Annotated in this window: 17 protein-coding genes; 5 read left to right on the forward strand and 12 right to left on the reverse strand. The window is 68.9% G+C overall.

Features of this window, described 5'->3' with window-relative positions; all coding sequences use genetic code 11:
* Positions 1-85: 85 nt before the first annotated feature.
* From phhA to hppD, 3 genes are read right to left on the reverse strand one after another with little or no spacing between them, the layout of a single operon-like run.
* Positions 86-958, reverse strand: coding sequence for a phenylalanine 4-monooxygenase (gene phhA / locus ACEN9J_RS23655; RefSeq protein ID WP_413762216.1), 873 nt, complete (start codon positions 956-958; stop codon positions 86-88).
* Positions 959-973: 15 nt separating this feature from the next.
* Positions 974-1,780, reverse strand: coding sequence for a transporter substrate-binding domain-containing protein (locus tag ACEN9J_RS23660; protein WP_413762217.1), 807 nt, complete (start codon positions 1,778-1,780; stop codon positions 974-976).
* 29 nt (positions 1,781-1,809) lie between these two features.
* Positions 1,810-2,937 carry a 4-hydroxyphenylpyruvate dioxygenase gene (gene hppD / locus ACEN9J_RS23665; protein ID WP_057597001.1) on the reverse strand — a complete coding sequence of 376 codons (1,128 nt, stop codon included), beginning with the start codon at positions 2,935-2,937 and terminating at the stop codon, positions 1,810-1,812.
* Positions 2,938-3,087: 150 nt separating this feature from the next.
* On the opposite strand from hppD, the gene ACEN9J_RS23670 reads away from it, so the two are divergent.
* From ACEN9J_RS23670 to lnt, 4 genes are all read left to right on the forward strand, one after another.
* Entirely contained in the window at positions 3,088-3,561 is a 474-nt protein-coding gene (locus tag ACEN9J_RS23670; RefSeq protein ID WP_057596999.1) for an Lrp/AsnC family transcriptional regulator, read from the forward strand.
* A gap of 109 nt (positions 3,562-3,670) precedes the next feature.
* Complete coding sequence (locus ACEN9J_RS23675; protein ID WP_261217295.1) at positions 3,671-4,399, forward strand: GNAT family N-acetyltransferase; 729 nt, start codon at positions 3,671-3,673, stop codon at positions 4,397-4,399.
* A gap of 120 nt (positions 4,400-4,519) precedes the next feature.
* Positions 4,520-5,398, forward strand: a complete 879-nt coding sequence (locus ACEN9J_RS23680) for an HlyC/CorC family transporter (protein ID WP_057596996.1) — start codon at positions 4,520-4,522, stop codon at positions 5,396-5,398.
* A complete protein-coding gene (gene lnt, locus ACEN9J_RS23685; protein WP_413762218.1) occupies positions 5,398-6,921 on the forward strand; it encodes an apolipoprotein N-acyltransferase in 1,524 nt (507 codons plus the stop codon). The genes ACEN9J_RS23680 and lnt overlap by 1 nt, the downstream gene beginning before the upstream one ends.
* Before the next feature lies 1 nt (position 6,922).
* On the opposite strand, the gene ACEN9J_RS23690 is transcribed toward lnt, so the two are convergent.
* From ACEN9J_RS23690 to ACEN9J_RS23725, 8 genes are all read right to left on the reverse strand, one after another.
* Entirely contained in the window at positions 6,923-8,302 is a 1,380-nt protein-coding gene (locus tag ACEN9J_RS23690; RefSeq protein ID WP_413762219.1) for an FAD-binding oxidoreductase, read from the reverse strand.
* A gap of 7 nt (positions 8,303-8,309) precedes the next feature.
* Entirely contained in the window at positions 8,310-9,113 is an 804-nt protein-coding gene (locus tag ACEN9J_RS23695) for an ABC transporter permease (protein WP_413762220.1), read from the reverse strand.
* A complete protein-coding gene (locus tag ACEN9J_RS23700) occupies positions 9,110-9,940 on the reverse strand; it encodes an ABC transporter ATP-binding protein (protein WP_413762221.1) in 831 nt (276 codons plus the stop codon). The genes ACEN9J_RS23695 and ACEN9J_RS23700 overlap by 4 nt, the downstream gene beginning before the upstream one ends.
* A 13-nt stretch (positions 9,941-9,953) precedes the next feature.
* The gene (locus ACEN9J_RS23705; protein ID WP_203203049.1) at positions 9,954-10,934 is read right to left on the reverse strand and encodes an ABC transporter substrate-binding protein; all 981 of its coding nucleotides are present in this window, start codon (positions 10,932-10,934) and stop codon (positions 9,954-9,956) included.
* A gap of 64 nt (positions 10,935-10,998) precedes the next feature.
* Positions 10,999-11,862, reverse strand: a complete 864-nt coding sequence (locus tag ACEN9J_RS23710; protein WP_209543882.1) for a creatininase family protein — start codon at positions 11,860-11,862, stop codon at positions 10,999-11,001.
* A 40-nt stretch (positions 11,863-11,902) separates the two neighbouring features.
* Positions 11,903-13,174, reverse strand: a complete 1,272-nt coding sequence (locus ACEN9J_RS23715) for an amidohydrolase family protein (protein ID WP_413762222.1) — start codon at positions 13,172-13,174, stop codon at positions 11,903-11,905.
* Positions 13,171-13,758 (reverse strand): NAD(P)H-dependent oxidoreductase, encoded by a 588-nt coding sequence (locus ACEN9J_RS23720; RefSeq protein ID WP_057596983.1) that lies wholly within the window; start codon positions 13,756-13,758, stop codon positions 13,171-13,173. Before ACEN9J_RS23720 ends, ACEN9J_RS23715 begins: the two co-directional genes overlap by 4 nt.
* 124 nt (positions 13,759-13,882) lie before the next feature.
* A complete protein-coding gene (locus ACEN9J_RS23725) occupies positions 13,883-14,563 on the reverse strand; it encodes a TetR/AcrR family transcriptional regulator (RefSeq protein WP_172705738.1) in 681 nt (226 codons plus the stop codon).
* Positions 14,564-14,724: 161 nt separating this feature from the next.
* Between ACEN9J_RS23725 and ACEN9J_RS23730 the strand changes: the two genes are divergently transcribed.
* Positions 14,725-15,795, forward strand: a complete 1,071-nt coding sequence (locus tag ACEN9J_RS23730) for an asparaginase (protein WP_057596982.1) — start codon at positions 14,725-14,727, stop codon at positions 15,793-15,795.
* A gap of 79 nt (positions 15,796-15,874) precedes the next feature.
* On the opposite strand, the gene ACEN9J_RS23735 is transcribed toward ACEN9J_RS23730, so the two are convergent.
* On the reverse strand, positions 15,875-16,735 hold the full coding sequence (locus tag ACEN9J_RS23735; RefSeq protein WP_261217271.1) for a phosphatase PAP2 family protein: 861 nt from the start codon (positions 16,733-16,735) through the stop codon (positions 15,875-15,877).
* Positions 16,736-16,737 lie beyond the last annotated feature (2 nt).

Genomic DNA, 16,737 nt, shown 5'->3' on the forward strand with positions numbered 1-16,737 from the left:
CGGCTGTCGCCTGCGCGATAGCTGCCGATCGATGCATGGAGCCGGCGCGAGCCGCGCACTTCGGCACGGCTGCCGAGAAGGAAGCTCAGGCCTTGCCGGATTCGCCGGGCTGCAGCACGCCTGCGGGAATGTCGGCCGCGGTTTCCAGCGCCCGGTACAGCGGCGCGAAGTCGGGCTCGGTCAGGTCGAACAACTGCGCGAAGCTGTCGATGACGAAGTAGTTGGCCTGGTAGGTGTCGATCTTGTAGAGCGTGCGCATGGTGCGCAGCAGGTCGAGCGGCAGCCGCAGCGGCTCGTTCGAGCGCACCGCGTGCTGCAGCTCGCCGACCGAGCTCAGGATGCCGGCGCCATAGGCGCGCAGTCCATCGGGCTGGCGGATCAGCCCGAACTCCACCGTGTACCAGTACAGCCGCGCGAGCTTCTCGCCGGCATCGAGCTCATGGGCCTTGATACCGCCCGCGCCATAGCGCTGGACGTAGTCCGCGAAGGTCGGGTCGAACAGCATCGGCACGTGCCCGAACAGGTCGTGGAACACGTCGGGTTCGACGATGTAGTTGAACTCCTCGGGCTTGCGGATCCAGTCGGTGACCGGAAACTTTCGGTTCGCGAGCAGCGTGAAGAAGGGCAGCTCGGGAATCAGCCCCGGCACCGCCACGATCTCCCAGCCGGTGGCCTTGTGCAGCCGCTCGTTGAGCTCCTCGAAGCGCGGGATGCGGTCCTTCACACCCAGCAGCGGCAGCGCCTTGATGAAGGCATCGCAGGCCAGCCCCGGAAGTTGCGCGGCCTGGCGCTCGTAGAGCCGCTTGTAGGTGTCGTGGTCGGCTGCCGTGTAGCTGGTCCAGTCCTGCGCGCAGGTGTAGTCGGCCTGCACCGTGCCTCCGCGCGAATAGTCGCCGCGCGGCGGGCGATCGGAGGCGCCGTAGACGGCGGGCGTGACGACGGTGGCAGGGGTGTCCATGGGTGCTTCGGTTGATTACTTGAGCCAGCGGTCCATGACGCGCTGGAACTCGCCGCCGGCCTGCTGAAGGTGCAGCCATTGGTCGACATAGGCCTTGAAGGCCACGTCGTCGCGCGGCAGCATCCAGGCCATTTCGCCGTATTGCAGCGGCTTGTCGGGATGGATCGCGCACAGGCCCGGCTTGAGCTTCTGCTGCACGATCGCCTCGGCCGACTCGGTCACGAACACGTCGGCGCGATTGGCGAGGATCTCGTCGAAGATCGTCACGTTCTCGCCGTGCAGCGTGAGCCGGGCCTGCTTGAAGTTGGTGCGGGCGAAGCGTTCGTTGCTGCCGCCCGGATTGAAGATGACGCGCGTGGTCGGCTTGTCGATGTCGGCCACGCTCTGGTACTTGGCCACGTCGGCGCAGCGCGCGATCGGCGTCTTGCCGTTGACCATGTAGGGCGCGCTGAAGAAGGCGCGCTTCTGGCGATCGGTGGTCACCGACACGCCGCCCACGGCGATGTCGCACTTGCCGGCCGCGAGGTCGGGCAGCAGGTTGGCCCAGGTGGTCTTGATCCACTCGGGCTTCGCGCCCAGGCTGCTGCTGAAGCCGGCCATCAGGTCGACGTCGATGCCTTCGAACGAGGCATCGGCCTTCTGGAAGCTGAACGGCCGGTAGTCGCCCGGCGTGCAGACGCGCAGCACGGCCGCCTTCTGCACGCTGTCGAGGTGCGAGCCCGCGGCGACGCCGGCCGGCGCGCCTCCCGGCCCCGCCGCGCATCCCGAGAGAACGACCGCCGCGGCGAGGGTGGTCAGGCCGATCGAGAGGATGTTGCGCATGCGGAGCTCCTGGAGGGTGGAAGGAGCGCTTATTTTGCGGCGGTCAGCACGCCGCGGCGCATCTGGTCGAGCTCGATGCTCTCGAACAGCGCCTTGAAGTTGCCGTTGCCGAAGCCGTCGTCGCCCTTGCGCTGGATGAACTCGAAGAAGATCGGGCCGAGCTGGTTCTCGCTGAAGATCTGCAGCAGCAGCGCGTCCTTCTTGCCGTCGATCAGGATCTTGCGCTTCTGCAGCTCTTCCACGCTCTCGCCGTGGCCCGGGATGCGCTTGTCGACCAGCTCATAGTAGGTATCGATGGTGTCCAGCAGGGTCACGCCCTTGGCGCGCAGCGCGTCGACCGTCTGGTAGAGGTCGTCCGAGCCCATCGCGATGTGCTGGATGCCTTCGCCCTTGTACATGTCCAGGTACTCCTGGATCTGGCCGGCCTGTTCCTTGCCCTCTTCGTTGATCGGGATGCGGATCTTGCCGCAGGGGCTGGTCATGGCCTTGCTCTTCACGCCGGTGACCTGGCCCTCGATGTCGAAGTACTTGATCTCGCGGAAGTTGAACAGCTTCTCGTAGAAGCCGGCCCAGGTGTTCATGCGGCCGCGGTAGACGTTGTGCGTCAGGTGGTCGATGTAGGTCAGGCCGTTGCCCTTGGTGGTCAGGGCGTCCTGCGAGGCCACGCCCGGCAGCGGTTCGAAGTCCACGTCGTAGAAGCCGATGTTGCCGATGTCGCCGGGCTTCGCGCCGTTCTTGCCGGGCCAGCGGTCGACCAGATAGATCAGGCTGTCGCCGATGCCCTTGATGGCGGGAATGTTCAGCTCGCCCGGGCCGGCCTTGTCGGCGAAGCCCCAGGCGCCCAGCGAGGTGGCGCGCTCGTAGGCGGCCTTGGCGTCGTGCACGCGGAAGGCGATGGCGCACACGCTCGGGCCGTGCTCGCGCGCGAAGCGCTGCGCGAACGAATCGGGCTCGGCATTCAGGATGAAATTGATCTCGCCCTGGCGGTACAGCAGCACGTTCTTGTGGCGGTGCTTGGCGATGGCCGTGAAGCCCATGCGCTCGAAGACCTTGCCCATGGCGACCGGATCGGGTGCCGCGTATTCGATGAATTCAAAGCCGTCGGTGCCCATGGGGTTGTCCCAGGGCGTGAAGGCGGGCGCGTCGGCGTGGCTCATGGCAGTCTCCGAAGAAGTGGGGATCGAGGGGGGAAGGAAAAGGATGGCGGCTCGGCCAGTGCAGCAATGTAGGTCGATTGCCGCTCATGATTTCAGCGTTTGCGGGCGCCTTCTTTGGTCATGTTGCAGGAAAAGTGCAAAAATCCAATGATGGAAGCACTCGACAAGATAGATCGGCTGATTCTGCGCACTCTGCAAGCAGATGGCCGCGCCACCTACGACCAGATCGCCGAGCAGGTCAGCCTCTCGCCCAGCGCCGTGCTGCGGCGGGTCAAGCGGCTCGAGGAGCAGCGCGTGATCGACCGCTACGTGGCGCTGGTCAAGCCCGAGGCCGTCGGGCTGGGCCTCACGGCCTATCTCAACGTGCGGCTCGAAAAGCACACCGAGAGCCACAAGCGCAACCCCATGGACCTGTTCCGCGCCAGCGTGCAAACCTGGCCCGAGGTCGTCGAGTGCGCCGCCCTCACGGGCGAGATGGACTACCTGCTGCGCGTGGTCGTGGCCGACATGGCCCACTACAGCCGCTTCATCATGGACACCCTGCTCAAGCACCCGAGCGTGCAGGACTGCAAGACCAGTTTCGTGCTCGACCGTGTCAAAGCCACCACAGCCGTGCCGGTCTAGGCAGGAAAAAGTTGCTCCATGCACACGCTTTCGGGTATTGATTCACAAATGAGTCACGAAAGTGTCCCGCCGGGCTTGCGGGTTAAGGGAAAACCCTTACATTCAAGCCATGCTTACCGCCAAGGACCTCCTCAGGGCATCCCTCGGCCTCGGCTCTTTTCTGAAGGCGCCGATGGTTGAGGCCCAGCCACGCGCCGCCACCGCGCCGCAGCCCGTCATGGTGCCGATCCGCTCGATCGGCCCGCGCGAGCGCGACCGCATCGCCAGCCACCTGCTGGCGCTCAGCGCCCACGACCGCTACCTGCGCTTCGGCTATGCCGCGGGCGACGAGCAGGTGCAGCGCTATGTCGACGGCCTCGACTTCGACCGCGACGAGCTGTTCGGCATCTACAACCGCAAGCTCGAGCTGATCGCGATGGCCCACCTGGCCTTCGCGCCCGACCACCAGCCCAGCGACTGCGCCGAATTCGGCGTTTCCGTCTCGGCCCATGCCCGCGGACGCGGCTATGGCGCCCGGCTGTTCGAGCGTGCCGTGGTCGTGGCGCGCAACGAAGGCGTGGGCATGCTGTTCATCCATGCGCTCAGCGAGAACGCCGCGATGCTCAAGATCGCGCGCAACGCCGGCGCCACCGTGGTGCGCAGCGGTTCCGAATCGGAAGCCCACCTGCAGCTGCCGAGCGCCACCTTCGACAGCCGCATGAGCGAGATCGCGCTCGAGCACTACGCGGCGGTCGACTTCCACCTCAAGACGCGCGCCAAGCAGTTCTGGGCCTTCCTCGCGAGCCTGCAGGAAGTTCGCAGTGGCGTGCGCGACGCACGCGGCAAATCAGCGCAGTAAGGCCCTCGAGCGTCCGGGCCCCGTCCGGGAACGCTCCTTGCATACCCCCAGGCGGACCCGGTAGAGCCTGTCACATGCAATCCGGTATCCTTGCACTCCCCCCAACTACGCCCTCCCGCAGTGGCCGAACCTCACCCTGAACGCGCACCCGTCGAACGGGAAGACAAGCGAGGCTTTCTCCAGAAGCTCGCCGAATTCATCCATCCCGGTCCGGACTCGCGCGACGAGCTGATCGAAACCCTGGCGGATGCCGAAGACAACCAGGTGATCGGCGCCGAATCGCGCGTGATGCTCGAAGGCGTGCTGCGCATGGCCGACATGACGGCCGGCGACGTGATGGTCGCGGCGCCGCGCATGGACCTGGTGAACATCGACGCGCCCTACGACGCGCTGCTGCACCTGGTCATCGACACCGCGCACTCGCGCTTCCCGGTGTACGAGGGCGAGAAGGAAAACATCATCGGCATCCTGCTCGCGAAGGACCTGCTCAAGCTGCAGCGCGCGCCGGGCCTGAACATCCGCGCGCTGCTGCGGCCCGCCACCTTCGTGCCCGAGAGCAAGGGCCTGAACGACCTGCTGCGCGAGTTCCGCGGCAACCGCAACCACCTGGCGATCGTCATCGACGAGTTCGGCCGCGTGGCCGGCCTGATCACCATCGAGGACGTGCTCGAGCAGATCGTCGGCGAGATCGAGGACGAGTTCGACATCGCCGAGGACGAGGGCGACATCTTCGGCCTGGCCGACCACACCTACCGCGTCTCGGGCGACACGCCGATCGAGCGCGTGGCCGAGGCCTTCGGCATCGTGTTCGACGAGGAACAGCTCAGCGAGGACTTCGACACCATCGGCGGCCTGATCGCGCACGAGATGGGCCACGTGCCCAAGCGCGGCGAGCACCATGCGATCGGCGGCTTCGACTTCGTGGTGCTGCACACCAAGGGCGGCGCGGTGCGCTGGTTCAAGGTGTCGCCGGCCCGCGGCGGCGACGCGGCCGACTGATGCGCGCCGCACTGCTGGCCCTGGCCTTCCTGCTGGCCGGACTGGCGCAGGCCGCCTCGATCGCCATGCCCGGCTCGGGCCGGCCGCTGTGGCTGCTGCAACTGGTGTCGCTCGGCGTCCTTGCCTTCGGGCTGCGCCGACTGCGCGACGAGAACGCGGGCTGGCGCCGCGCCGGATTGCATGCCTGGCTGTTCTCCACCGCCTGGCTCAGCGGCACCTTCTGGTGGCTCTTCATCTCGATGCACACCTACGGCGGCCTCGCCGCGCCGCTGGCCGCGATCGCGGTGCTCGCACTCGCCGCCGCGCTCGGCCTGTACTACGCCCTGGCCGGCGCCTGGTTCGTGCGGCGCGGTCCGCGCGGCACGGTCACCGGCGCGCTGGTCTTTGCCGCGCTGTGGACGCTGGCCGAACTGGTGCGCGGCAGCTGGTTCACCGGCTTCCCCTGGGGCGCGGGCGGCTATGCCCATGTCGAGGGCCCGCTCTCGGGCTGGGCGCCGTGGATCGGTGTCTACGGCATCGGTGCCGTGGCCGCCCTGGCCGCCGCGCTGGTCGCGCTGGCTCGGCCCGCGGCCCGCGCCGAACTCGCGGGCGCCGCGTTGCTGGTTGCGGTCGCGTTCGGCTTTCCGCTCGTGGCCCAGCCCTCGCGCGGCGAAGCCGCGGGCACGCTGCAGGTCGCGCTGCTGCAGGGCAACATCGCGCAGGACGAGAAGTTCGTTCCCAACGGCGGCATCGAGAACGCGCTGCGCTGGTACGGCGAACAGCTGCGCGATGCCAGGGCCTCGCTGGTGGTCACGCCCGAGACCGCGATCCCGCTGCTGCCGCAGCAACTGCCCGCGGGCTACCTCGAGGCGATCCAGGCGCGCTATGCGAGCGGCAGCCAGGCGGCCGTGGTCGGCCTGCCGCTGGGCGACCGCCAGGGCTATACCAACACCGTGCTCGGCTTCCGGCCCGGCGCCACCTCGGCCTACGCCTACAGCAAGCACCACCTCGTGCCCTTCGGCGAGTTCATTCCCTTCGGCTTCCGCTGGTTCATCGACATGATGAGCATCCCGCTCGGCGACTTCCGCAGCGGCGGCCTCGCGCAGCCCGCGCTCGCCTGGCAGGGCCAGCGCATCGCGCCGAACATCTGCTACGAGGACTTGTTCGGCGACGAGATCGGCGCAAACTTCCGCGACGCGGCGACGGCACCGACCATCCTGCTCAACGTCAGCAACATCGCCTGGTTCGGCGACTCGATCGCCATCGACCAGCATCTCGCGATCTCGCGCATGCGCGCGCTCGAGTTCGCGCGGCCGATGGTGCGCGCCACCAACACCGGCGCCACCGTGGTCATCGACGCCGAGGGCCACGTGACCCATGCGCTGCCGCGGCTCACGCGCGGCGTGCTCGAGGCCCCGGTCGAGGGCCGCACCGGCCTCACGCCCTATGCGCGCTGGGTCGCGCACCTCGGGCTGTGGCCGCTGTGGGGCCTGGCCTGCGCGATCGTCGCGGTCGCCTTCGTGCGGCGTCGCCGCGCGGCCTGACTCAGGCCGCCACCGCGGCCGCGCGCGGCTTCACCGGCCAGTCGCGCAGCTTGCCGGGGTTCAGCAGGCCCAGCGGATCGAAGCGCCGCTTCACGGCGATCACCTCGGGCGGCAGCGGCCCGCCGGCCTTGCCGTCCTCGACGATGTTCACGTGCGGGTTGTTGATGTGCACCTCGTGCTCGCGGTGGATCTGCATGATCTCCTGCAGCCGTTCCTCGGTGCTGAAGCGCACCAGCTGCAGGCCGCTGCAGGTCATCAGGCCCGCCACGTTGCGGATGAACTCCAGGTGCATCATCACCTCGCCGCCCAGCAGCTTCTCCATCTCGATGACCTGCGCCACGTGGCGCCCCGGCACGAAGCCGCTCTGCAGGTAGGTCAGGGTCGGATCGACCTTGAGCGCGTGCAGCGTCGTGTGGTTCCAGGTGAACTCCATCAGGGTGCGGTTGCTCTTCTGCACCTCGGCCGCGGTCTTGCGGTAGCCCACCGTGCCGCCGAAGCTCTCGACCAGCTGCAGCAGCGCCGGCTCGCTGGCCTCGGCCACCAGCGACAGCACCGTGTGGCAGCCCTTGGGCAGGTGCGCCGCGAGCTGCGCCAGGTGGTCGGAGATCGGCGCCGCATAGAACGACACCTCGCGCTTCACGATGCCCGGCGCGTTCGCGAGCCGGTCGGCGAAGTTCAGCGCGCCCTCGAAATCGGAGAAGGTCACGAGCGTCTCGAGCCACGGATGCGCGGGCGCCAGCGCGACCTCGAGCTCGAGCACCAGCCCGTTGGTGCCCCACAGGTGGTGCATGCGCATCGCCTCGGCGCCGCGCAGCTCGACCACCTGGGGTTCGGGCTCGATGGTCATCGCGCGGATGCCGAGCACGTTGCCCGGCGCGCCCAGCGGGCCGTAGTTGATCGAGCCCACGCCGCCGAAGCCGCCGCCGAACAGGCCGCCGAGCGTGGCGCTGCGGTAGGTCGAGGGCACGCAGCGCATCTCCTGGCCGCTGGCCCTGGTCTGCTTCTCGAGTTCGCCCAGGCGGATGCCGGCCTGAGCGCGCGCCACGCCGGGCTGCACCCAGAGGCAGGCGTTGTAGCCGGTCATGTCGAGCACCACGCCGCCGGCCAGCGGCGTGGTCTGGCCGTAGTTGCCGGTGCCGCTGCCGCGCACCGTGATCGGCACGCCGTGGCGCGCGCAGGCGCCGACCACCGCGCGGATCTCGTCCTCGCTGCGCGGGCGCACCACCACCTCGGCATGCTTGCCCTCGAGCTGGCGCTTGAGCACCGGGCTGAACCAGGAGAAGTCCTGCGACAGCCGCACGACGCGGCCCTCGTCGGTGATCCAGTCGAGGTCGGGGAGTTCGAGCAGCAGCGGCCCGATGGAGGATTCTTGTGCGTTCATGTTGGAGTCAGTCCTGGGAAAGTTCGCTCGCATGCCACGAGCCCAGCGCCACCTTGGTGAGCCAGGCCATCAGCACGAAGAGCGCGACGCCGGTGAGGGAAATCAGCAGCAGCGCGGCGAACATCCGCGGGATGTTCAGCTGGAAGCCCGCCTGCAGGATCTGGTAGGCCAGTCCCGCGCCCGAGCCGCCGGTGCCGGCCACGAACTCCGCCACCACCGCGCCGATCAGCGCGAGGCCGCTGGAGATGCGCAGGCCGCCGAAGAAGTAGGGCAGCGCGCTCGGGATGCGCAGCCGCACCAGTTGCTGCCAGCGCGTGGCGCGGTTGAGCTTGAAGTAGCTCTGCAGGTCGGGGTCGATGCTGCGCAGGCCCAGCGTGGTGTTGCTGATGATCGGGAACAGCGCCACCAGCGCCGCGCACACGGTCATCGCGGCCGTCGGGTTCTTGACCCAGATGATGATCAGCGGCGCCACCGCCACGATCGGCGTGACCTGCAGCAGCACGGCGTACGGAAAGAGCGCGGTCTCGATGCGCTTGCTCTGCACGAACAGGAACGAGATCAGCACGCCCGCCACCGTGGCGAGCACGAAGGACAGCACCGTGATCTTGAGCGTGATCAGCAGCGCGCTGCCCAGCGGCGCCCAGTCGGTCACCAGCGTCTGCAGCATCAGCCAGGGCGAGGGCACGAGGTAGGGCGGCAGCTCCATCGCCACCACCATCCATTGCCACAGCGCGATCAGCAGCAGGCCGATCGCCATCGGATAGAGCACGCGCTGCACGCGCGGCTGGCTCAGCAGCGGCGTGCGGCTCATCGCGCGTGCTCCTCGTCGACATGGCTGGCGCGCAGCAGGCTGTCCTGCAGCCGCTTGGCATGGCGCGCGAACTCGGGCGTGACCATGAAGTCGGCGCTGCGCGGATAGGGTTCGTCGATCTGGAACTGCTCGACCACGCGGCCCGGCCGCGCGGCCATCATCACCACGCGGCTCGATAGGAACACCGCCTCGTGGATCGAGTGCGTCACGAAGATCACCGTGAGCTTCTTCTTGCGCCAGAGCTCGAGCAGGTCGGCGTCGAGCTTGTGGCGCGTGATCTCGTCGAGCGCGCCGAAGGGCTCGTCCATCAGCAGCAGCTCGGGCTGCGTGACCAGCCCGCGCGCGATCGACACCCGCATCTGCATGCCGCCCGAGAGCGCGCGCGGCAGTGCGCTCGCGAACTTCTCGAGGCCCACCAGCGCCAGCGACTCCATCACGCGCGCATCGGCCTCCTTGCGCGGCACGCCCGCGAGATCGAGCGGTAGCCGCACGTTGGTCTGCACGCTGGCCCAGGGCATCAGCGTGGGCGACTGGAACACGAAGGACAGCTTGTGCGGGCAGTCATGCAACTGCGCCACCGGCTTGCGCCACACCAGCAGCCGGCCGTCGCTGGGCTCGAGCATGCCCGCCACCATCTTGAGCAGCGTGCTCTTGCCGCAGCCCGAGGGACCGAGCAGCGTGACGAACTCGCCCTCGGCGATCGACAGGTCGACCGGCAGGAGCGCCTGCGTGCCGTTGGGATAGGTCTTCTCGGCCGAGAGCACTTCCACCGCGGGCACGGCAGGCACCGTCGGCGGCGCGAGGGTGTGGGGGTCGATGCGGTTCATGGCGTGGCGACGGTCAGGGCAGCACCTTGGCGTCCTTCACGAACTCGGTCGTGTAGGTCTTCGCGAGCTCGACCTTGGCCGGGTCGAGCAGCTTGGCGCTCACGAGGAAGTCGTAGCTGGCCTTGGCGCGCGCATCGGTCATCACGCCGATGCCGAGCTTGCCGGCGTCGCCGCCCGTGATCATTCCCATCTCCTTGAGCTTGGCCACGCTGTAGGCGAGCTGGTCGTCGGTCATGTTGGGGTTGTCCTTCTTGATCAGCGCGTTGGCGGGCGCGGGATCGGCGAGGTAGCTCTTCCAGCCTTCGGCCGAGGCCTTGACGAAGGCCGCCACCTGCTTGCCGCGCTCCTTCACCGTCTTCTCCATGCACGAGACGGTGGTGGCATAGGCCGGGAAGCCGTGGTCGCTGAACATCAGCACGGTGCTCTTCACGCCGGCCTTCTGGATCGCGTAGGGCTCGGAGGTCAGGTAGCCCTGCTGCGCCGTGTTCTTGTCGGCCACGAAGGGCTGGATGTTGAAGGTGTAGGGCCGGGTCTGCTCGTCCTTGAGGCCGAACTTCGCCTTGAGCCAGGGCCAGTAGCCGCGGTTGGCCTGCGCGCCGATCAGCAGCGTCTTGCCCTTGAGGTCCTCGAAGCCCTTCACGTCGTCGTGCGCGATCAGCACCTGCGGGTCCTTCTGGAAGAAGGCCGCCACGTTGACCACCGGCACGCCGCCCTCGCGCACCTGCATCATCTGGATGTCGCTCGAGCCCATGATGCAGTCGGCCTGGCCGGCCGCCATCATCTGCGTGATGTTGACCTGCGGGCCGCCCATCTTGATGGTCACATCGAGCCCGTACTTCTTGTAGATGCCCTGCGCCACGGCCTGGTAGAAGCCGCCGTGCTCGGCCTGCGCGTACCAGTTGGTCATGTAGGTGAACTTGTCCTCGGCCTGCGCGGGCGCGGCGAGGAAGGCGATGGCGGCGGCGCCGGCCAGGGACAGTGCGAAGGAGCGCATGGGAGGACCTCTCTAGGGCGTGGGTGAAGAAAAAGGGAAAGACGGGCCGATGCAAGAAGCAGGCTCAGGCCGGCGCGAAGGACTGCTGCACGAAGCCCTGCTGGTGGCCGCGCTCCCAGGTGGCTTCCTCGCGCACCACCCAGCGCAGCGCATGCAGCTCGGTCAGCGCCTGCACCCAGCTGTCGGACAGCGTGTCGAGGATCGCCTCGCCCTGCTCGCGCGTGGCGGTGGTCGGGTCGCCGATCACGCCGCTGGGGCCGAAGTCGCGCGCGGTCCAGGCGCAGGCCGGGCGGCCGTCGGCCGACAGCAACTTGATCGGGAACGGCGGCGGGAAGTTGGCCACCGCGCGCTCCATGTGCACCGTCTCGGGCGCGAGCGCGAGCATCAGCGCGGTCTCGGAATGGCCGGCATGCATCGCGAGCTTCTTCTCCTGCTCGCTGACCTGCTTGCTGGCCGCGCTCGGCAGCCGCGACACGCCGTGCGGCACCACCACGAAGTCGCCATGGCGCAGCCGCAGCTCGCGCGCCGCCATCTCGAGCACCTGCGGCTGGCCGCCGTGGCCGTTGGCGAACAGCAGCTTGCGAAAGCCCGAGCGGTAGACCGACTCGCCGATCTCGGTCACGGTCGACAGCAGCGTGGTGCCGGTCAGCGTCATCGTGCCGGGGAAGTGCAGGTGCTCTTCCGACTTGCCGTAGGTGATGGTCGGCAGCGCGAAGGCGCGCACCTCGGCCGGCAGCTTCTCGAGCGCCTTGCCCATCACGCCCGAGCTGATCACGCTGTCGACCGAGCACGGCAGGTGCGGGCCGTGCTGCTCGATCGCGCCGCAGGGCAGCACGATGACCGTGTTCTCGCGGTCGGGCAGCGCGGCGATCTCGGTCCAGCTCAGGTAGGGCAGGAAGCGGTGGGGAGGGATGTAGCCGTGGAGCATGGGGGCGGTCCTTGGAGTGGTTCTGTTCGTCGAAGGGGGTTCAGGCGTGCCAGGTCGCCGGCACCTCGCCGTGCGCGACGCGGCCCGCGCGCAGCACCACGCGCGATGCGCTGCGCGAGGGCCAGCCGAAGCGGTCGGCCGCGCCGAAGAGCACGAGGTCGGCGGGTGCGCCGACGAGCGTCGGGCGTTGCACGGTGGCGTCGCGGCGCAGCCAGTCGGCGCGGCACAGCGCCTGCGACCAGGTCTCGAACGGCTCGTCGAGCTGCGCCACCAGCGCGGCCGTGCCCAGCGCTTCCACCGGATCGAAGCTGCCGAGCCGGCAGAACGGGTCCTGCACGTTGTCGCTCGCGAACAGCAGCGGGATGCCGCGCTCGCGCGCCTCCTTCACCAGCGTGATGCCGCGCCGGCGCGGCGTGCGGCCGGTCACGGCGTCCTGCAGCAGCAGGTTGGTGGCGGGCAGCGAGACCACCGTGATCGGCGCGCGCGCCACCGCGTCGAGCGTGGCCAGGGCCTGCGCCTCGGGCTGTTCCGCGAGCGCGCAGACGTGGCCGCAGACCACGCGGCCCTCGTAGCCGATCTCGGCCAGGATGCGCGCGGTGGCCGCCAGGCCCGTGGCCGAGGCATTGAGCTCCTCGTCCACGTGCAGGTCGATGTCGAGCTCGCAGGCCTGCGCCGAGCGCAGCAGGTTGCGCAGCGCGTTCTCGCTCCAGTTGGTGGAATGCACGAAGCCGCCGAGCAGCGCATGCGGCCCGGTGGCCTTCACCTGCTTCGCGAGCCGCAGCGCCTGCGCCGCGTCCTCGAACAGCGGCAGCTTGATCAGGCTCACCTGCTCGAGCCGCACGCGGCCTTTCCATTCCTGCGCCAGCTCGGCCATCACCGGCCAGGCCATCGGCAGGGCATCGGGTTCCCACCAGTCGACGTGCGTGCGCAGGTGCGTGCTGCCGCATTCCCAGGCCCATTGCAGCCCGCGTGCCGCGCGTTCGCGCACGTCGGCGGGCGTCCAGTTCACGCGGTCGGCCAGCATCGCGTCGATGGCGCCGAGCAGGCCCGGCTGCACCGTCTTCATGCGCGGCAGCGTGAAGACCTTGTCGAGGTGCGTGTGGGCGTCGACGAAGCCCGGCAGCGCGAGCGTGCCGCCGAGGTCCCAGCCCGCGGCGGGCGTCGGGGCATCGTCCGCGGGTTGCAGCGACTGCACGCGGCCGCCCTCGATCGCGAGCCGCGCGAGCACCGGCACGCCGTCGCGCTGCGGCCAGTCGGCCGGCAGCAGCCAGCGCGGCAGGCGCAGCCGGTCGAGCAGCGCGGGCGCGCTCATGCGAAGCGCGCCATGGCGTTGCCGACCTTGGCCATGAAGCGCTTGAGCTGGGGCTCGGTCGCCACGTTCATGTGGTAGTGGGCGTGGTAGTCGACCCGGGCGCCGTGGCCGGTCAGCCGTTTCATGTAGCGCGTGACGATCTTGCGCGGGGGGTCGCCCATGTACATCGCCACCCAGCGCGGCCGGCCGTAGGTGACCACGGCGCTGATGCGCTTGATGTGCGTGAGCATCGGCTTCACGTTGGCGGGGTCGCTGATGTCGAAGGCCACGCCGGGCATGAAGAGCCGGTCGAAGTAGCCCTTGAGCATGGCCGGCAGGCCGAAGCACCAGGTCGGGAAGCAGAACACGATGCCCTCGGCCCACTGCAGCCGCTCGACGTAGGGCTTGAGCGGCAGCTGGTTGGCCGGCACCTCGTGGTAGCCCAGCCGCTCCTCGCGCGAGAGCACCGGATCGAAGCCCTCGGCATAGAGGTCGCAGTCGTCCACCTCGTGGCCGGCCGCGCGCAGGTTCTTCAACACCTCCTGATGCAGGGCGGCATGGAAGCTGGTTTCGACCGGATGGCAGTAGACGACGAGCACGCGCATAGTGTTTGACCGCTTAATCAGAGCAAGTGGTCAGGTTTAGCAAGCGACGTGCCAGCGCGGGCGCACCGGATTGGGGCCGGTGCGGTTTTGGAGGGGAGCAATGCGCCCGGAAGGCGCGTGAGTGCTAGCTTGCGCGGATGCCGCAGCCGGCCAGCACGAAGGCCACCAGCTCGCGCGCGATCGGCTCGCGGTCGATCGGCGCGTCGCTCGGCAGGCCCAGCATCACGCGCGTCTGGATCGCGTAGTCGGCGTAGCTCTGGGTCATGGCCCAGACGTGCATCAGCAGGATGCGCGCATCGAGCGGGCGCATCTGGCCGCGCGCGATCCAGCCGTTGATGATGTCGACCTTCTTCTGCGTCCAGGCGCGCGCATTGGGCCAGTAGCGGTCGAGATTGCGGCCGCCGTCGAGGATCTCGCGCGTGAAGATGCGCGACATCTCGGGGCTGTCGATCGCATGGTCGAGCTTCTTGCGGATGTAGTCGCCGAGCACCGTCGCCGGGTCGCTCGCGTCCTCGAACGAGAACACCACCTTCCACGCATGCAGCACCTGCATCAGCAGTTCTTCGTACAGCTCTTCCTTGCCGACGATGTAGTAGTGCAGCTGCGGCTTGGTGAGGCCGGCGCGCGCCGCGATGGCCTGGGTCGAGGTGCCCTTCAGGCCGTGCAGGCTGAACTCCGCGATCGCCGCGGCGCGGATCGCCGCCATGATGCGCTCGCGGCCCGGGCGCGCGCGCGACAGCGGCCCGTCGGGCGCGGGCATTTCCTGGGCGGTCGAGACGGGAAGGGCGGCGGAATCGGCGTTCATGGCGAGGGAGTGGCGCGGCGTGCGCGCGTTGGATGGTAATGCCTGCTTCCTCGCAGCCGCATGACCGCATGCCATGCCGGCATGGCCGCGCCGGGCAGCCGGGCATGGTTCATGTATCTTCTCGCCGCCTCGAAAAATTCATTCAACACAAGGAGTTCTCCATGTACCTTTCCCCCCGCTTCAGGGCCCTCGCGGCCGGTGCCGCGATGCTGGCGGCCAGCGCGCTCGCTCAGGCGCAGCAGGCGCTTCCCAACGTGGTGATCCTGGCCACCGGCGGCACCATCGCGGGCGCGGGCGCCTCGGCCGTCAACAGCGCCACCTACGCGGCCGCCAAGGTCGGCGTCGACAAGCTGATCGCGGGCCTGCCCGAGCTCTCCAAGGTCGCCAACGTGCGCGGCGAACAGGTGTTCCAGGTCGCCTCCGAGAGCCTCACCAACGACAACCTGCTCACGCTCGCCAGGCGCGTGTCGGCGCTGTCCAAGCAGAGCGACGTCGACGGCATCGTGATCACGCACGGCACCGACACGCTGGAAGAAACCGCCTACTTCCTGACCCTGACCGTGCACACGCCCAAGCCGATCGTGGTGGTCGGCTCGATGCGTCCGGGCACCGCGCTGTCGGCCGACGGCGCGCTCAACCTGTACGACGCCGTGACGGTGGCCGGCAGCAAGGACGCCGCGGGCAAGGGCGTGCTGGTGACGATGAACGACAACATCGACACCGCGCGCGACGTGAGCAAGAGCGTGAACATCAAGACCAGCGCCTTCTCGAGCCAGTGGGGCCCGCTGGGCATGGTGGTCGAGGGCAAGAACTACTGGTTCCGCGCGCCGGTCAAGCGTCACACCATGTTCTCGGAGTTCAACATCGACCAGATCAGCGCGCTGCCGCCGGTCGAGATCGCGATGGGCTACGAGGGCGTGTCCTCGACCGCCATCGACGCGCTCGCCAAGAGCGGCATCAAGGCGCTGATCCATGGCGGCACCGGCAACGGTTCGGTCGCCGACCGCATCGTGCCGAACCTGCAGAAGGTGCGCGCCGACGGCATCGTCGTCATCCGCAGCTCGCGCGTGCCCGACGGCTTCGTGATCCGCAATGCCGAGCAGCCCGACGACAAGTACGACTGGGTAGTGGCGCACGACCTGCGCCCGCAGAAGGCGCGCATCCTCGCGATGGTCGCGCTGACCAAGACCAGCGACACCAAGGAACTGCAGCGCATCTTCTGGGAATACTGATCGCTCGATCCGCGCCGGTCGCCGGGGCCGCGTTCCTTCCGCAGGGGAGGGCGCGGCCCTTTTTTCATGGGCAAGGGTTTCAGCGCGCGCGCCGCCGCTGGCGGTGCCGCGCGAACTCCAGCCCGCCCACGCACACCAGCAGCCAGGCCAGCCCGGTCAGCAGGCCCGCCACCACGTCGCTCGCGAAGTGCACCTGCAGGAAGATCCGGCTGCAGGCGATGGTGACGATCGCGGCGGCGCCGGCCATCGCCGCCGCCACGTGCCAGCGCGGCGGCAGCAGGCGCAGCGCGAGATAGACCAGCATGCCGTAGCTCACGATCGCGCCCGCGCTGTGGCCGCTCGGGAAGCTGTAGCTGGTCTCGTGCGCCAGGCCGTGGTCGTGCAGCGGCCGGGCGCGCGCGAAGATCTGCTTGAGCGCCGGGTTCAGCAGCACGATGCCCACCAGCGCCATCGACCAGCCGAGCGCCAGGCCGCGGTGCGAGCGGTGCCACAGCAGCAGCGCCACCAGCACCGCCACCGGCGCCAGCGTGGCGAAGTCGCCCAGCCGCGTGAGCCAGCTGAACGCGAGGATCACGCCGTGCGGCATGTGCTGCGCGATCGCGTCGGTCAGTGCCTGGTCGGCCAGGCCCAGCGTGCGGCCGTCGCCGAGGTTCGAGGCGATCCAGGCGAACAGGCTGGAGGCACCGAGGATCGTCGCGAAGCCCAGCACCAGCGCGAACACCAGCCGGGGCTCGTCGGGTTCTTCTTCCGCGGCCAGCGCGAGCCGGCGGCGCTGCGCCATCCAGCAGGCCAGGCCGGCGGCCAGCACCGAGGCCAGCAGCAGCGAGAGGAAGCCGCCCAGCGCATGGGCGCCGAGCTGTTCGGCATGCGCGACCAGGGCGGGCGGGGTGGGGAGGGGAGAGGAAGAAAGGGAGGAAGGGACGGGGACTGCCGATGACATGC

It is taken from the genome of Variovorax sp. Varisp41, assembly GCF_047325085.1.
GTDB lineage: Bacteria > Pseudomonadota > Gammaproteobacteria > Burkholderiales > Burkholderiaceae_C > Variovorax.

What these genes read in the sequence shown, in the direction of transcription:
- phhA (WP_413762216.1), bottom strand. Translation starts at nt 958, where the DNA reads ATGGACACCCCTGCCACCGTCGTCACGCCCGCCGTCTACGGCGCCTCC.
- ACEN9J_RS23660 (WP_413762217.1), bottom strand. Translation starts at nt 1,780, where the DNA reads ATGCGCAACATCCTCTCGATCGGCCTGACCACCCTCGCCGCGGCGGTC.
- hppD (WP_057597001.1), bottom strand. Translation starts at nt 2,937, where the DNA reads ATGAGCCACGCCGACGCGCCCGCCTTCACGCCCTGGGACAACCCCATG.
- ACEN9J_RS23670 (WP_057596999.1), top strand. Translation starts at nt 3,088, where the DNA reads ATGGAAGCACTCGACAAGATAGATCGGCTGATTCTGCGCACTCTGCAA.
- ACEN9J_RS23675 (WP_261217295.1), top strand. Translation starts at nt 3,671, where the DNA reads ATGCTTACCGCCAAGGACCTCCTCAGGGCATCCCTCGGCCTCGGCTCT.
- lnt (WP_413762218.1), top strand. Translation starts at nt 5,398, where the DNA reads ATGCGCGCCGCACTGCTGGCCCTGGCCTTCCTGCTGGCCGGACTGGCG.
- ACEN9J_RS23690 (WP_413762219.1), bottom strand. Translation starts at nt 8,302, where the DNA reads ATGAACGCACAAGAATCCTCCATCGGGCCGCTGCTGCTCGAACTCCCC.
- ACEN9J_RS23695 (WP_413762220.1), bottom strand. Translation starts at nt 9,113, where the DNA reads ATGAGCCGCACGCCGCTGCTGAGCCAGCCGCGCGTGCAGCGCGTGCTC.
- ACEN9J_RS23700 (WP_413762221.1), bottom strand. Translation starts at nt 9,940, where the DNA reads ATGAACCGCATCGACCCCCACACCCTCGCGCCGCCGACGGTGCCTGCC.
- ACEN9J_RS23705 (WP_203203049.1), bottom strand. Translation starts at nt 10,934, where the DNA reads ATGCGCTCCTTCGCACTGTCCCTGGCCGGCGCCGCCGCCATCGCCTTC.
- ACEN9J_RS23710 (WP_209543882.1), bottom strand. Translation starts at nt 11,862, where the DNA reads ATGCTCCACGGCTACATCCCTCCCCACCGCTTCCTGCCCTACCTGAGC.
- ACEN9J_RS23715 (WP_413762222.1), bottom strand. Translation starts at nt 13,174, where the DNA reads ATGAGCGCGCCCGCGCTGCTCGACCGGCTGCGCCTGCCGCGCTGGCTG.
- ACEN9J_RS23720 (WP_057596983.1), bottom strand. Translation starts at nt 13,758, where the DNA reads ATGCGCGTGCTCGTCGTCTACTGCCATCCGGTCGAAACCAGCTTCCAT.
- ACEN9J_RS23725 (WP_172705738.1), bottom strand. Translation starts at nt 14,563, where the DNA reads ATGAACGCCGATTCCGCCGCCCTTCCCGTCTCGACCGCCCAGGAAATG.
- ACEN9J_RS23730 (WP_057596982.1), top strand. Translation starts at nt 14,725, where the DNA reads ATGTACCTTTCCCCCCGCTTCAGGGCCCTCGCGGCCGGTGCCGCGATG.
- ACEN9J_RS23735 (WP_261217271.1), bottom strand. Translation starts at nt 16,735, where the DNA reads ATGTCATCGGCAGTCCCCGTCCCTTCCTCCCTTTCTTCCTCTCCCCTC.